The 14,763-nt window shown below is 70.1% G+C and carries 15 protein-coding genes; 5 read left to right on the top strand and 10 right to left on the bottom strand.

The window, feature by feature from the left end:
* Positions 1–90 precede the first annotated feature (90 nt).
* From ACYVO7_RS19525 to ACYVO7_RS19510, 4 genes are all read right to left on the bottom strand, one after another.
* Positions 91–1,971 carry an ABC-F family ATP-binding cassette domain-containing protein gene (locus ACYVO7_RS19525; protein WP_460451483.1) on the bottom strand — a complete coding sequence of 627 codons (1,881 nt, stop codon included), beginning with the start codon at positions 1,969–1,971 and terminating at the stop codon, positions 91–93.
* 121 nt (positions 1,972–2,092) lie between these two features.
* Positions 2,093–3,139 carry an ABC transporter transmembrane domain-containing protein gene (locus ACYVO7_RS19520; protein ID WP_460451482.1) on the bottom strand — a complete coding sequence of 349 codons (1,047 nt, stop codon included), beginning with the start codon at positions 3,137–3,139 and terminating at the stop codon, positions 2,093–2,095.
* 66 nt (positions 3,140–3,205) lie between these two features.
* Complete coding sequence (locus ACYVO7_RS19515) at positions 3,206–4,129, bottom strand: pirin family protein (RefSeq protein ID WP_460451481.1); 924 nt, start codon at positions 4,127–4,129, stop codon at positions 3,206–3,208.
* A 157-nt stretch (positions 4,130–4,286) separates the two neighbouring features.
* Positions 4,287–4,460, bottom strand: a complete 174-nt coding sequence (locus ACYVO7_RS19510; RefSeq protein ID WP_460451480.1) for a hypothetical protein — start codon at positions 4,458–4,460, stop codon at positions 4,287–4,289.
* A 201-nt stretch (positions 4,461–4,661) separates the two neighbouring features.
* Here ACYVO7_RS19510 and ACYVO7_RS19505 point away from each other — a divergent pair, with 201 nt between their 5' ends.
* The gene (locus ACYVO7_RS19505; RefSeq protein ID WP_460451479.1) at positions 4,662–5,060 is read left to right on the top strand and encodes a hypothetical protein; all 399 of its coding nucleotides are present in this window, start codon (positions 4,662–4,664) and stop codon (positions 5,058–5,060) included.
* A 68-nt stretch (positions 5,061–5,128) separates the two neighbouring features.
* Complete coding sequence (locus ACYVO7_RS19500) at positions 5,129–5,251, top strand: hypothetical protein (RefSeq protein WP_460451478.1); 123 nt, start codon at positions 5,129–5,131, stop codon at positions 5,249–5,251.
* Between the two features lie 24 nt (positions 5,252–5,275).
* On the opposite strand, the gene ACYVO7_RS19495 is transcribed toward ACYVO7_RS19500, so the two are convergent.
* The 5 genes from ACYVO7_RS19495 to ygfZ all read right to left on the bottom strand — a co-directional run bounded on the left by ACYVO7_RS19495 (position 5,276) and on the right by ygfZ (position 9,185).
* Positions 5,276–6,277, bottom strand: a complete 1,002-nt coding sequence (locus ACYVO7_RS19495; RefSeq protein ID WP_460451477.1) for an NUDIX hydrolase — start codon at positions 6,275–6,277, stop codon at positions 5,276–5,278.
* Positions 6,278–6,796 carry a tyrosine phosphatase family protein gene (locus ACYVO7_RS19490; RefSeq protein ID WP_460451476.1) on the bottom strand — a complete coding sequence of 173 codons (519 nt, stop codon included), beginning with the start codon at positions 6,794–6,796 and terminating at the stop codon, positions 6,278–6,280.
* Positions 6,797–6,813: 17 nt separating this feature from the next.
* Positions 6,814–7,476 carry a hydrolase gene (locus tag ACYVO7_RS19485; RefSeq protein ID WP_460451475.1) on the bottom strand — a complete coding sequence of 221 codons (663 nt, stop codon included), beginning with the start codon at positions 7,474–7,476 and terminating at the stop codon, positions 6,814–6,816.
* Positions 7,477–7,653: 177 nt separating this feature from the next.
* Positions 7,654–8,262, bottom strand: coding sequence for a DNA-3-methyladenine glycosylase I (locus tag ACYVO7_RS19480; protein WP_460451474.1), 609 nt, complete (start codon positions 8,260–8,262; stop codon positions 7,654–7,656).
* A 50-nt stretch (positions 8,263–8,312) separates the two neighbouring features.
* Positions 8,313–9,185, bottom strand: coding sequence for a CAF17-like 4Fe-4S cluster assembly/insertion protein YgfZ (gene ygfZ, locus ACYVO7_RS19475; protein WP_460451473.1), 873 nt, complete (start codon positions 9,183–9,185; stop codon positions 8,313–8,315).
* A gap of 134 nt (positions 9,186–9,319) precedes the next feature.
* Between ygfZ and ACYVO7_RS19470 the strand changes: the two genes are divergently transcribed.
* A complete protein-coding gene (locus ACYVO7_RS19470; RefSeq protein WP_460451472.1) occupies positions 9,320–10,648 on the top strand; it encodes a dihydroorotase in 1,329 nt (442 codons plus the stop codon).
* 427 nt (positions 10,649–11,075) lie between these two features.
* Positions 11,076–12,020: an N-acetyl-gamma-glutamyl-phosphate reductase gene (argC, locus tag ACYVO7_RS19465; RefSeq protein WP_460451471.1), complete on the top strand. Its 945-nt coding sequence runs from the start codon at positions 11,076–11,078 to the stop codon at positions 12,018–12,020.
* A 44-nt stretch (positions 12,021–12,064) separates the two neighbouring features.
* Here argC and ACYVO7_RS19460 read toward each other — a convergent pair whose 3' ends face one another.
* Positions 12,065–12,913, bottom strand: a complete 849-nt coding sequence (locus tag ACYVO7_RS19460; RefSeq protein ID WP_460451470.1) for a fumarylacetoacetate hydrolase family protein — start codon at positions 12,911–12,913, stop codon at positions 12,065–12,067.
* Between the two features lie 462 nt (positions 12,914–13,375).
* Between ACYVO7_RS19460 and ACYVO7_RS19455 the strand changes: the two genes are divergently transcribed.
* Positions 13,376–14,755 (top strand): OmpP1/FadL family transporter, encoded by a 1,380-nt coding sequence (locus ACYVO7_RS19455; RefSeq protein ID WP_460451469.1) that lies wholly within the window; start codon positions 13,376–13,378, stop codon positions 14,753–14,755.
* The last annotated feature ends 8 nt before the right edge of the window (positions 14,756–14,763 follow it).

Below are 14,763 nucleotides of genomic sequence, written 5' to 3'. Positions count from 1 at the left end.
AGAATGGCCGGGCGGGAGGCGCCTGATCTCAAGCCTCCTGGATCACCGTCCCGGCGCTTCTCGCCGCCGGGGGCGACGGCATCGACCAGCTCAGCCGGCCAGCGCGTCCTCGTACTCGGCGGAGAGGGCGAGCCACTCCTCCTCGGCGGCCTGGAGCTGCGACTGCAGCGTGGCGCGCTGGGCGGAGAGTTGCGCCGCCTTGGCGGGGTCGCGCAGGAAGGTGTTGGGATCGCCCAGCACGGCGTCGACCCGGCGCAGCAGCTCGGCGAGCTTGGTCATGCGCAGGTCCGCCGCGTCGATCTTCTTGCGCAGCGGCGTCAGCGAGCCTCGGCGGCTCGCCGCGTCGCGGCGCAGGTCCGCCTGCGACGCCCGCGCCTCCTCGGCCTTGGCGATCCGGTCGGGGCTGACCGGGCCGCCCAGCACCAGCTTGCGGTAGGCGTCGAGGTCGTCGTCGAACGGCTTCACCCCGCCATTCGCCACCAGCCAGAGCCGGTCGGCGCAGGCCTCCAGCAGGAAGCGGTCGTGCGAGATCAGGATCACCGCGCCCTGATAGTCGTTGATCGCCTCCATGAGGGCGGCGCGGGAATCGATGTCGAGATGGTTGGTGGGCTCGTCGAGGATCAGCAGATGCGGCCCGCCGAAGGTCGCCAGCCCCATCAGCAGCCGCGCCTTCTCACCGCCCGAGAGGGCCGACACCGGCGTGTCCGCCTTCGAGCCCGGGAAGCCCATCTGGGCGCAACGGGCGCGGACCTTCGATTCCGGACCGTCCGGCATCAGCTCGGCGACATGCGTGTAGGGCGTCGCGGCCAGGTTCAGCTCGTCGAGCTGATGCTGGGCGAAATACGCCACCTTCATCTTGCTCGACCGCCGGAAGACGCCGGACATGGCCTCGAGCCGGCCGCCCACCAGCTTGGCGAAGGTGGACTTGCCGTTGCCGTTGGAGCCCAGGAGGCCGATGCGGTCGTCCTCCGCGATGCTCAGCGACAGCCGGGACAGCACCGGCGCCCCGCCATAGCCCACGGCGGCGTTCTCCATCGCCACGATGGGCGGCGAGAGCGGCCGCTCGGGCGAGGGGAAGTTGAAGGGCAGCACGTCCTGGTCGATGAGCGCCGCGATCGGCTCCATTTTCTCCAGCCGCTTCACGCGCGACTGGGCCTGCCGGGCCTTGGAGGCCTTGGCCTTGAACCGGTCCACGAAGGCCTGCAGGTGCTTTCGCTCCTCCTCCTGCTTCTTGACCAGCTTCACCTGAAGCGACTGCTTCTCGCGGCGCTGGCGCTCGAACTGGTCGTAGCCGCCCCGATAGAGCGTCAGCTTGGCCTGGTCGAGATGCAGGATCTGGTCGACGGACTGGTTGAGGAGGTCGCGGTCATGGCTGATGACCAGCACGGTGTGGGGATACCGGGCGAGATAGTCCATCAGCCAGAGCGTGCCCTCCAGGTCGAGATAGTTGGTGGGCTCGTCCAGCAGCAGCAGGTCGGGCTCGGCGAACAGCACGGCCGCCAGCGCGACGCGCATGCGCCAGCCGCCGGAGAAGGAGGAGCAGGGCCGCTCCTGCGCCTGGGCGTCGAAGCCGAGCCCATGCAGGATCGAGGCGGCCCGCGCCGGGGCCGCATGCGCGCCGATGTCGACGAGGCGCGTCTGGATCTCGGCGATCCGGTGCGGATCCGTCGCGGTCTCCGCCTCGGCCAGGAGCGCCGTGCGCTCCACGTCCGCGGCCAGCACCACCTCGGTCAGCGTTTCGGGCCCGCCCGGCGCCTCCTGGGCCACGGAGCCGATCTTCAGCCCCTTGCCGATCATCACGGAGCCGCTCTCCAGGGCGGTCTCGCCGCGGATGATGCGGAACAGGGTCGTCTTGCCCGTGCCGTTTCGGGCCACGAAGCCGACCCGCGCGCCGCCCGGGATGGCCACGGTGGCCTTGTCGAACAGCGTCCGGGCGCCCAGCCGGTAGGTGATTTCGTTCAGATGCAGCATGCCGGCTTGTCGCAAAGGCGGCGGGGCGGCGCAAGCCTCCAGAGGCGCAAGCCTCCAGAGGCGTAAGCCTCCAGAGGCGTAAGCCTCCAGAGGCGTAAGCCCCGGAACGGCGGGGCGCGCGCTACTCGACGGCCTCCACCGGCTCGCCCGCCCGCGGCGGCTCCTGCGCCAGCGTGTTCACCGCCAGGGCGATGAGGGCGTATTTGGTCGCCGTGGCGGTGAGGTCGCGGAACCAGTTGACGATGTCGCCCCAGGGGTCGTTGACCTTGCTCAGCCCCGAGATGAACGCCACCACGGTGCCCACCTCCGTCGTCCCCTGCACCACATACCACCCGCCCACCGCCAGCACCGCCGCTGTGCCGGCGTGATGCAGGAGGTTCATCAGGAAGTTCATCGAGAACTTCAGTTTGAAGATGCCCATGTTGAGCGCGAAGATCTGGTCGATGAGCGCTTCCGGGCCAGGATTCTGCGCCGGTCCGCCGGCCGTGACCATCGCGGTGCTGACCGCGCGCAGCGCGGTGACGCGCTGCGCGACCCTGCGGTTGATGGCGCGCTGAATGATGGGCACGAACGCCGCCTGGGGCAGGAACACGGCCATGGCCACCAGCGCCATGGTGGGCTGGATCAGCGCCATGTAGCCGAACACCGTGACGAGCAGCCCGCCCTGCAGCAGCGGTTCGGACAGCGAGACGCCGACGAAGCCGCCGATCGGCTCCACCTCGTTGAGCATCATCGAGGTCTCGACGCCGAGCGCCCCCGGCGCCGTTGCGGCGGGCTGCAGGCCGACCAGCAGCGCCTCCACGTCGAGACGCAGCGTCCTGACGGCGTTCTCGCTGACCCAGCTGCGATAGACGTTCATGCCGAGCTTGATCAGGCCCTCGGTCGCCGCCACCGCGAGATAGAGCAAAGCGAGCGCCAGGATGGGGCGAAGCTGGCCGCCCCGGAACGCGTCGTTGACGATCCGCCGCTGGATCTCCAGCGGAGCGGCCGACATCAGGAACACCACCACCGACAGGCAGGACAGCGCGATCTGGTGCCTCGCGCTCAGCCGCCAGACGAAGCCCAGCAGGGAGGCGGGAAGCTGCGGCCGCGCGACGGCGGGGGGCGAGGCCGGAGCGGGCCCCGCGGTGGTCCCGAGAGCCTCCACGCTGGTGATGGCGCGCTGCATCCGTCCTCCATGGTTATCGGAGAGTGGACGATCGCCGGCCGGTCCGCCTTAAGACAGATCATCCCCTCAGCTTGGGAGGGGGATGAATTCGCTCTCGCCCGGCACCGCTTCGAAGCGCCCGGCCCGCCAGTCCGCCTTGGCCTGCTCGATGCGGTCCTTGGAGCGGGAGACGAAGTTCCACCAGATGTGCCTCGGGCCGTCCATCGGCTCGCCGCCGAGAACCAGGACCCGGGCGGCCGTGGAGGCGACGAGCGTGATGGCGTCGCCGGTGCGCAGCACCAGGAGCTGGCCGGCGTCGAAGCGGTCTCCCGCCACCTCCACGGCGCCCTGCGCCACATAGACGGCCCGCTCGACATGCTCGGCCGGCACCGGCAGCTTGGCTCCCGGCTCCAGGATGGCGTCGGCGTAGACCATGTCCGAGAAGGTCCGCACGGGAGCGCTCATGCCGTACATGGAGCCGGCCACCAGCCGCACGCGCTTGCCCTCGGCCTCGATGCTCGGCAATTCGCCGGCCAGATGATGCGCGAAGCCTGGATCGGTCTCCTCGTGCCGCTCCGGCAGCGCGATCCAGGACTGGATTCCGAAGAGCGGGGCGTCGTTGAGGCGCACCTCGGGGGCCGTGCGCTCGGAATGGACGATGCCGCGTCCCGCCGTCATCCAGTTCACCTCGCCGGGGTCGATCGCCTGGATCGAGCCGAGGCTGTCGCGGTGCAGGATCTGTCCCTCGAACAGATAGGTGAGGGTGGCGAGGCCGATATGGGGATGGGGCCGCACGTCGATGCCGGTCCCGGCTTTGAACACCGCCGGTCCCATCTGGTCCCAGAAGATGAACGGGCCGATCATCTGGCGCTGCGCGGAGGGCAGCGCGCGCCGTACCTCGAAACCCCCGAGATCCTTGGCCCGGGGCACGATCACGGTTTCGATCGACGGGTGGGGGGCGTCGTGATCGCCTCCGGCGGATTGCAGGTCGGGATTGTAGAACTGGGTCATGCGGGGGCGCCCTCTCTGGGGTGGATGACCCTGACGCGCGCTCGCCGCCCGACCGGGACGTCATCCGCCGCGGGACCGGCTGGTCCCTGCGCCAGTCTAGTCGCCCGATGCTGCGCCGCCCATAGGAACATGCGCCTGGGGCGCGGACGCCCCGGGGTCAGCCCTTCGGATGATCGTCCTCGCCCGCCGCCGCGTGGACCATCGCCTGCGTGATCGTGAGGCCCAGAAGGGTGAAGCCGAGCGCCATCTTCATGGCGAACAGCGGAAAGGCGAGGTCGAGGTCGTCGGAGGCGGGACCCTGGAGGGCGGCCTGCGGGAGGAGGTTTTCCATGGCGGTTCACCGCCCGGGCGGGCCGGGCGCTCCATTCGGCGACGCCGGGGCGCCCGGCGGATCTTTCGCGGAGACAACGGGCCGGCGCGTCCGATGTTCCTGATGGGCGCGCCGCCGCGCCTTGGGGAACGAGGCGCAGGAGGCCACGTTCACCTCTGCCAGGCGCGGCCTCCGGCTGCGCCGTCACCAGAGGAGGCGCGAATGGCCGACCCTAAATCCGGCGCACCCAGCCCCGAGCGGCACCGGTACGAGGAGAAGCGGCGCGAGCCGGATCCCGGCCAGGGCCGCGACTACGGCCGCGTGCGGTCGGAAGACAATGTCGCCGGCGGCGGCGAAAACCACGCCTTCGGCGGATATGGTTCGGACTATGTCCGAGCTCGCGAGGATTTCGGGGGAGGCGGCCCGCCCGAGCACGAGCCGCGGGACGCCTACCAGCCCGGATACGAGGTCAAGAAAGGCTCCGGCTATGGCGCGCTGGGCCAGGGCGGAGACATCGAACGGCCCGGCAAGGGCATGCCGGACCCGGATCCCGCGCAGGAGCCGATCGAAACCGGCCGGTCGGGAGCCTATCCGGACAGGCCCGACCCGAAGAAGAGCTGAGCGGGGCGATCGGCCCGGCTCACGATATCCTGAACGGCCGGGCTCGCGCGCCGACGCCCGACGGGAGTATGATCGGACCGTTCGCAAGTCGTGAGCGGGAGCTGATCATGAAGCTCGATGCGACCGTCGATCTCCTCTACGCCGCCATAGTGCTGCTCTCGATCGGTTTCGTCTCCCTGCTGCCGATCTGACAGGCGGCGTTCAGCAGGCGCCGTTCAGCCCCTGGCGCCGAGCCTCAGGCCCGGCGCCGGACGCTCCTGGATGACGTCGCGGCGGAACCTGAACAGCGCCGCCGGCCGGCCGCCCGTGGTGGCCGTCTCGCCCGTCGTCTCCACCAGCGCCGCGGCCTCCACGACGCGCCGGAAGTTCTGGGTGTGGACGTGGCGGCCGGAGATGGCCTCCACGGTGCGCTGCAGGGTCGTGAGCGTGAAGGTGGGCGCAAGCAGCTCGAACACCACGGGCCGGTATTTCAGCTTGCCCCGCAGCCGGCCCATGGCGGTGGCCAGGATGCGGCGGTGGTCGAAGCGCATGGGCTCGCCCAGCGCCGGCGTGCTGTCGCGCGCCAATGCGGCGGGCCGGCCGTCCCGTCGCGCCTCGACGAGGAGCCCTGCCTCGTAGAGCAGTTCATAGCGCTCCAGCACTTTCTCCTCGTCCCAGTGCATCTGGTCCGGGGCGTCCGGGCCGACGCCGAAGGAGAAGGACAGCCGTTCGAGCCGGGTGAGGGGACGCCGGTCCCCTTCGGCGCGCTCGGCCGCCGAGTCCGCCGCCCATGTGAACAGGGCGGGCAGGATCTGCGACAGGATCGCCGGGCGCCCGTCGCGCCAGTCCTCCCACGGGAAGAAGGCGTACCAGGGCCGGAACCGGGCGCCCTTCGGCAGCGCCGCCCGCTCCTCGTCGAACCGCGTCAGCGCCAGATAGCCGATCGAGACCACATGGGTCGCCTCGTCCGGCTCCGCGATCCGCCCGCGGTCGCCGAAGGTGTAGAGTTGCTCGACATAGCCGAGGCCAAGCCCGGTCTGCTCGGTCACGAAGGCCCGCAGTCCGATCTCCAGCGTGCGATGCGACTGCGGCTCGAAGCGGCCCGAGGGCAGGCCGGGCAATTCGCCCCGCTCCGCGCCCGCGACCAGGATCTGCGGCGCCTGCCCGTCGATGGCCACCACGGCCGCCGCGAGGCCGATCCCGATGGCGGGCTCCGAAGGGGGGCGGGCCAGCGCCATTCAGGGGCGGTCCAGCGCCAGCCGGAACGGCGCGCCCTCATAGGCGTCCGCGCCGCGCCCGATCGCCGCGATGGCGCTCCTCATGCGCCCTTGACGGCCCAGCATGTCGTCCGCGATGGCGACGAGCCGGCTGTTGGGGGTGGCGGAGGGCGACGCCTCGCGAAGCGCCTGCGCCACCTCGTCCTCGTCCCGCTCGGGCCGCAGCGCGCAGACCGTGATGAAGGCCGCCGCCGTCGAGCGGCTGATCCCGGCCCAGCAATGGACCACCATCGGGCTGCGCTGGTCCCAGCCGCGGCCGAAGTCGAGCAGCCTGGCGACGTGCTCCTCGGCCGGGACGATGTGGCCGTCGAGCGGATCGACGATGTCGCTGACTCCGATGAAGAGGTGTCGCTCCGCCAGGATCGCCGGCGGCCGGGCCACCGCCGTCGTGGCGTTGATCAGGGTCACGACATGGCTGGCCGCGCAGGCGTCCACGGTCTCGTGCAGGCGGGAGAGCGGGGTGACGTGGATGGCGGGCATGGCTGTGGTCCGGAGGCTCAGGCGTCCAGATTAGGGCGGTTTCGTCCCGGCGCCACCTGCGGCGCGTCGTTCCCTCTCCTCGCGCCGTCCAGCGCCCGGAAACGATCGAGGAAAGCGGCCTCGGCCTCGCCCGCCGTCCAGGGCGCGATCAGCGCGTCGACGCCGGGAGGCTCGACCGGCGGCCGGCCGAAGAAGCGCGCCGCCTCGGCTTCGGCGAAACCCGCCAGCCGCGTCGCCTCCCAATAGGCGGAGGCCTTGTCGGCGGTCTTGGCGAGCGCGGCGAGCGGCTTGGGCGCCGCGGGCGGCAGGCCGAACCGCAGGTGGATGGCCGAGAGCAGGCGATTCTCGATCCCCTTGTAGCCGTCGCCCAGCACCGCCTTGAAGGGCGAGATGATGTCGCCGATCACATATTCCGGCGCATCGTGCAGCAGCACGATCAGGCGCGCCTCCGGCGCGAGAGCCGGGTCGATCGCGCCGGCGACGGCCTCCACCAGCAGCGAATGCTGAGCCACCGAGAAGACGTGCGGTCCCCGGGTCTGGCCGTTCCAGCGCGCCACCCGGGCGAGGCCGTGGGCGATGTCCTCGATCTCCACGTCCAGCGGGGAGGGGTCCAGCAGGTCGAGGCGGCGGCCCGACAGCATGCGCTGCCAGGCGCGTGGCGATGCGTCACGCGGCGGCATGGAGTTGCTCCGTTCCGGAGCTCGACGATCCGTGCGCCGTCAGTCCCGGCGGCGCGCAGCGCCGGGAAGGGGTTCCAGAGCGATGCCGGGCGTTCCCTGGATACCCTTCCCCTCCGCGCCTTCGGCGCTCCGGCCGGGGATGACGGAGGAGGGACGGCGTGAGTGCGACATCGACGCTCACAGCCGCGCTCCCAGCGCCCGCACTTCCTCGTGGCGGAAGCAGCCGACATAGTGGTCGTTGACCATGCCGACCGCCTGCATGAAGGCGTAGACGATGGTGGGGCCGACGAAGTTGAACCCGGCCTGCTTCAGCTCCTTGGACATGCGCCGGGCCGTCTCGGTCTCGGTCGGGACGTCGCCGCGGTCGCGGGGGCTGTTCTGCTGCGGGCGCCCGTCCAGGTGCTTCCACAGGAACTGCGAGAAGGAGCCCTTCTCCATGATGTCGAGATAGCTGCGCGCGCTGCGCACCGTGGAGACGATCTTGGAGCGATTGCGGATGATGCCCTGGTCGGCCATCAGCGCCTCGATCTTCTCGGGGCCGTAGTGGACGATCGCCTCGGGCCGGAATCCATCGAAGGCGGCGCGGAAATTGTCGCGCTTGCGCAGGATCGTGATCCAGCTGAGGCCGGCCTGGAAGCCGTCGAGAATCAGCTTCTCGAACAGGGCGCGGTCGTCGAACTCCGGCACGCCCCAGTCGGTGTCGTGATAGGCGACATAGAGCGGGTCGACGCCGGGCCAGGAGCAGCGCGTCTTGCCGTCGGGATGGACGATGAGATGGGCGTTCATGGCCTGTTCTTAGCGCAGGATTCGTCCGCTGGGCAGGGTGTTTGCGCGGCCTACGCCGCGCCCGGCACGTCGAAGCGGGCGAAGTCGGGCTTCGCCAGACGAAGGGGGAGCCCGCCGGCGGTGACCGGAGCCCCGGCCGCGAGCGCGTCCGCGATCCGGTCGAGCCGCACCAGCGCCAGGCCGATTCCGCCTGGCGCCGTGGAGCCGATGCGGCCCGCCGCCTTGTCGCCGGCCATCACCTCGGAGCCTTCCTCGGCCGCGAAGCCGCCGTCGAAGCGGACCGGCACGATGCGGGTGCGGGCGGTTCCGCGATGCTGGGTGCGCGAGACCACCTCCTGGCCCACATAGCAGCCCTTGTCGAAATCGACGCCGCCTAACTGGTCCATGTCGGCCTCGTGCGGAAAGGCGTCGCCATAGGCGAAATCCTGCCCGCCCTGCGGCACGCCGAGCCGGATGCGGTGCTCCCGCCACGCCGCCGCCGTCCCGACCCCGAGGTTCTCGGCCCGGGTCCGGTCGAGCGCGAGGCGATCGCCCATCGCGGGGTGGCGCGGGTCGGCGTAGACGACGCCCTCGCCGTCGCCGCCGCGTTCGCCGTCCCAGAAGGCGACGACGCCCAGCGTGTCGGAGAGATCCTCGATCGTCACCTTGGCGCGCAGCTTGTACATCGCGAGGCGCCGCGTGAGGTCGGCCGCCAGCGCCTTCGGGCAGTCGAGCAGGAAGCCGCCGCCCCTCTGCTCGCCGTCCGCCTCCGTGACGATGAAATCGCACAGGATCTTGCCTTGCGGCGTCAGCAGCGCTGCGAAGCGGGCGCGGTCGACGCCGACCTTGTCCATGTCGACGGTGATCAGCCCGTCGAGGAAGCCGCGCGCGTCCTCCCCCGTGATCCGGACGACGCCGCGGTCGTGCAGGAAGGCCGAGGACATGGGCGCTCTCCGGTGGAACTCGACAGGATCGGGCGCGGTCTGGCTTGCAGCCTCCGCCGCCCTTACGTATGCGAAGCTTCTGGCGGATCAAGCAGCAAGTCCATCCCTGCGTCCAAGCTTCAGCGGAGCCTCCCATGGCCGACACCTTCGACGTGATCTATGCGGGCGGCGCGGTGGTGAACCAGGACGGGGCGGGCGTGCGCGACGTCGGCGTCCGCAACGGCCGCATCGCGGAGCTGGGCGACCTCTCCCGCGCCTCGGCGGGCGAGAGGGTCGACTGCACGGGATTGCATGTGCTGCCCGGCGTCATCGACAGCCAGGTTCATTTCCGCGAGCCCGGCCTGGATCACAAGGAGGATCTCGAGACGGGCTCCCGAGCGGCCGTGATGGGCGGCGTCACCTGCGTGTTCGAGATGCCGAACACCAACCCGCAGACCACCACCGCCGAGGCGCTGGCCGACAAGATCCGGCGCGGCACGCACCGCATGCATTGCGACTTCGCCTTCTGGGTCGGCGGCACGCACGAGAATGTGCGCGACATCCCCGAACTGGAGCGCCTGCCCGGCGCGGCCGGCATCAAGGTCTTTATGGGCTCGTCCACCGGCTCGCTTCTTGTCGAGGACGACGCCGGCGTGGCCGCCGTGCTGCGGGCGACCCGCCGGCGCGCGGCCTTCCATTCCGAGGACGAGGAGATGCTGCGGGCCCGCAAGGACCTGCGTGTGGAGGGCGACCCGCGCTCCCACCCCGTCTGGCGCTCGCCCGAGGTGGCGATGCGCTGCACCGAGCGCCTCGTGCGCATCGCGCATGAGACGGGCGCCCGCATCCACGTGCTCCACATCTCCACCGCCGAGGAGATGCGCTTCCTGGCCGGTCACAAGGACGTCGCCAGCGTGGAGGCGACGCCGCATCACCTCACCATCGACGGCGACGAGGCCTATGCGCGCCTGGGAACGCTGGTGCAGATGAACCCGCCGGTGCGCGGGGCGGAGGCGCGCAGCGGGATCTGGTGGGGCGTGGAGCAGGGCGTCGTGGACGTGCTCGGCTCCGACCATGCGCCCCACACGCTGGAGGAGAAGGCCAAGCCCTATCCGGCCTCGCCCTCCGGCATGACCGGGGTGCAGACGCTGGTGCCGATCATGCTCGACCATGTGGCGGCCGGGCGGCTCTCGCTGGCGCGTTTCGTCGACCTCACCAGCGAGGGGCCGTGCCGCATCTTCGGCCTGGCCAACAAGGGCCGCATCGCGGCCGGCTACGACGCCGACCTCACCATCGTGGACCTGAAGCGCCGCGAGACCATCGCCAATGCGTGGATCGCCTCGAAGAGCCGTTGGACGCCCTATGACGGCGTCCAGGTCACCGGCTGGCCTGTCGGCACGGTCGTGCGCGGCCGCCGCGTGATGTGGGAGGGCGAGCTGGTGGGCCCGGCGACCGGCGAGGCGGCGCGCTTCCTCGAGACGCTTTAACGTTGGAGAGGCGGCAGGACCACTCTGGTCCCGCCACCCACCATCCCCTCATCCTGAGGAGCATCGCCCCTTGGCGATGCGTCTCGAAGGACGAGGGCTCCAGAGCGCACGAGGGTTCAGCCTTCTGGACCCCCTCGTCCTTCGAGACGCAGGCCCGAGCAGGCCTACTCCTCAGGATGAGGGGCGTTGGTGCAGGCGGCAGGGCGGAAGGCCCTCTTCAACGCCTGCGCATTGACAGACGGCGCGTCCTGCGCCATCTCAAACGCATGTCGACGGCGCTCATCCTTTCCGCCCTGCGACGTGCGGCCGCTCCGCGGCGCGCGCGACGATGAGCCGTATCGGCTTCTGACGTCACGGCCGCGCCATCGAGCGCGGCTTTTTTGTTTGGCGGTTGGACCGGCGGCGCCGGGCAGGGAACGAGATCGACATGGCTGATTCTGCGACTGCGAAGACGGTGTTCATCGACGGCGAGGCCGGCACCACGGGGCTCGGCATTCGCGAGCGGCTGGCCGGGGTCCCCGGCGTGGAGGTGCGCAGCATCGACCCGGCGCGGCGCAAGGACCCGGGCGCCCGCCAGGACCTGATGGCGCAGGTGGACGCCGTGGTGCTCTGCCTGCCGGACGACGCGGCTAAGGAATCCGCCGCGCTCGCGGCCGCGCTGGGAACGGCCGCTCCGCGCGTGCTGGACGCCTCCACGGCCCACCGCGTCGCCGAGGGCTGGGTCTACGGCTTCGCCGAGCTCGCGCCCGGGCAGGCCGACGCGATCCGCGGGGCCAGGCAGGTGTCGAACCCCGGCTGCTACCCCACCGGCGGCGTGGCCCTGATCCGGCCTTTGGTGGACGCCGGCGTGATGCCGGCGGACTACCCGGTGACCGTGAATGCGGTCAGCGGCTATTCGGGCGGCGGCAAGTCGATGATCGAGGCCTATGAGGGCGGCCGGGCCCCGGCCTTCGAACTCTACGGCCTTGGCCTGGAGCACAAGCATCTGGCGGAGCTGCAGCGCTATTCCGGCCTGAGCCGCAGGCCCATCTTCGTGCCGTCGGTGGGCGATTTCCGGCAGGGCATGCTGGTCAGCGTGCCGCTGCATCTCGACACGCTGAAGGGCTCGCCCAAGCCGCAGGACCTCGAAGCCATTCTGGCGGAGCGCTACGCCGGCTCCGAGCTCGTCAGGGTCGTCCCGGCGAGCGATCCGTCGGTGAGCGGCGGCAAGCTCGAGCCGCAGGCGCTGAACGACACCGACCGTATGGAGCTGCGGGTCTTTGGCAACGCCGCCCGGGGGCAGGCCGTGCTGGTGGCGCGCCTTGACAATCTCGGCAAGGGCGCCAGCGGCGCCGCCGTGCAGAACCTGAAGCTCATGCTCGGCCTGGCCTGAGCGAGCGCGACGCAGGCCCCGGAGGGCCTGCGTCCGGACGGCCGTCAGCCCTGATAGGCGACGACCTTCTGGGTCTGGACGCCCAGCCCCTCGATGCCGACCTTCATGGTCTCGCCGGCCTTGAGGAAGCGCTGGGGCTTCATGCCGAGCCCGACGCCCGGGGGCGTGCCGGTGGTGATGACGTCGCCCGGGTCCATCTGCATGAACTGCGAGATGTAGGAGACGAGGTGCTTGACGCCGAAGATCATGGTCTTCGACGACCCGTCCTGCACGCGCTTGCCGTCGATCTCCAGCCACATCTTCAGGTTCTGCACGTCCTCGATCTCGTCGGGCGTGACCAGCCACGGTCCGAGCGGCCCGAAGGTGGGGCAACCCTTGCCCTTCATCCACTGGCCCGAACGCTCGGCCTGGTATTCGCGCTCGGAGACGTCGTTGCAGATGCAATAGCCGGCCACGTAGGACAGCGCGTCCTCCTCCGACACGTAGAGCGCCGTCTTGCCGATCACGATGGCGAGCTCGACCTCCCAGTCGGTCTTGGTCGAGCCCTTCGGGATCACGACGTCGTCGTCGGGGCCCTGCACGCAATTGGGCGCCTTGTTGAACAGGATCGGCTCCTTGGGGATCGGCGAGCCGGTTTCGGCGGCGTGGTCGGCGAAGTTGAGCCCGACCGCGATGAAGTTGCCCGGGCGGGCGACGCAGGAGCCCAGCCGGGCGCCGGCGGGCGCAGCCGGAAGGCTGGACATGTCCACCGACTTCAGCCGCGCGAGGCTCTGCGGATCGAGCGCGGCCCCAGCCCAGTCCGCCACATGGGCCGACACGTCGCGGATGACGCCGCCGGCGTCGATGATGCCGGGCTTCTCGGCGCCGGGTTGGCCGAACCGTACGAGCTTCATGGGCTTTTCCTCATGTTCCGTCTTGATCTTGCGCGATCTTGCCGCGCGCTTGTGACGCCGTGGCGGCGACCTTGCAAGAGCGAGCCTGCCTGAGCAAGCGCAACCGCCGCGCTTCTGCCGCGCGGCTTCGTCGAATGTTGCAGAACGGCAACGTGACGCGGCATTCAGGCTGGCGAGCCGTCACGGAGGGGGGATCCGAGAAGAGGGCGGCATGGCGAAAACGGCGATTTTGGGATGGTTTCAGTGTGAACTACCCTCGGCGCCCCATCCTGGCGACCGTTTCGGCCCGATTTGGGCCGAAACGAGCCGGGAAATGAGGCCTTGTCCGTGCAAGCCCGCCGTTTCAGGCGATATTGCGGGAAAACGCGAATATTGCGATGAATGATTCAGAACGGCCCAAGCGAACACTTGGTTGGGTCGCAATGAACAAACCGCAAAACGTGCCTTGGGGAAACGCGGATCATGTCGAACACTGCTCTGAAGAGCGTCCTTGCCTCCGCCGTTTCGGCCATGGTGCTGACCCTCGCCGCCCAGGGCTCCGCCCAGGCGGGCGCCTTCGCGCTGCGCGAGCAGAGCACCGTCGGGCTCGGCATGGCGTTTGCGGGCGTAGCGGCCGGCTCGGCCAATCTCGGGTCCATGTTCTGGAACCCGGCGACGATGACCGACAATCCGGGCTGGCGCAGCGAGTGGAACCTGGCCGGCATCTCGCCCTACTCCAAGTTCCGCGGCGAGCCCGGGTCCACGCCGGTTTTCGTCGGCTCGAACACCGGCGACCTCGCTCTCGACGCGGTCCTTCCGGCGAGCCACGGCTCCTACCAGGTGAATGACCGCCTGTGGATCGGCCTGTCCACCGGGGCGCCCTTCGGCCTGGCGACCAAGCCGGACTACGGCTTCACGGCCCGCAGCTACGGCTATTCCACCCGCGTGACGTCCTTCAACGTGAACCCGAACGTCGCCTACAAGGTGAACGACTGGCTCTCGGTCGGCGCCGGCCTGCAGGTCATGTACTTCAAGGCCAACTACAAGTCCTTCTTCCAGACCGCCGCGGCGCCGAGCCTGAGCCAGGCTTTCGGGCTCGAGGGCGACGGCTGGGGCGTCGGCTACACGCTGGGCGCCACGGTCCGTCCGTTCGCCGGCACCGAGATCGGCGTGGGCTTCCGCTCCGCCGTGGAGGAGAAGCTCGACGGCACCGTCAACGGCCTGCAGATCCCGGCGCCGTTCAACGCCGTCCCGGCCCTCGCCGGCGCAGCGGCGGCGTTCCCGACGCGCCCGGTGAAGCTCAACATCGTGCTCCCGGAGATGCTCACCTTCGGCCTGCGCCAGCAGATCACCGAGCAGTTCACGCTGTCGCTCGGCGCCGAATGGACCAACTGGAGCCGCGTGGGCTATCCGCGCGTCGTCGACCAGACCACCGGCCGCCTCTATCCCGGATTGCCGGCCCTGACGCTGGACTACAAGGACGGCTACTTCTTCTCCGTCGGCGGCGAGTACAAGATCAACCCGCTCTGGACCGTGCGCGCCGGCCTCGGCTACGAGGTCTCGCCGATCGAGGACCGCACCCGCACGATCCGCCTGCCCGACAACGACCGCATCTGGACGACGATCGGCGCCAGCTACAATTTCAACGACAAGCTGACCTTCGACGTCTCCTACGCGCACCTCTTCCCCAAGAGCACCCGCATCGCGCTGACGCCCGGCAACCCCAGCTACTCGGCCGCCTCCGGCCCGCTGGTCGGCAAGGTCGACGCGCGCGTCGACATCGTCTCGGTCGGCCTGCGCTACCGCTGGGACGACGTGGCCAAGACCATCCCGGTCACGACCCCGATCGTGCGCAAATACTGACCCGGACG

It is taken from the genome of Alsobacter sp. SYSU BS001988, from assembly GCF_054796215.1.
The sequence above is the reverse complement of the archived record's forward strand: the minus strand, read 5'-3'. Positions and strand labels throughout refer to the sequence as shown.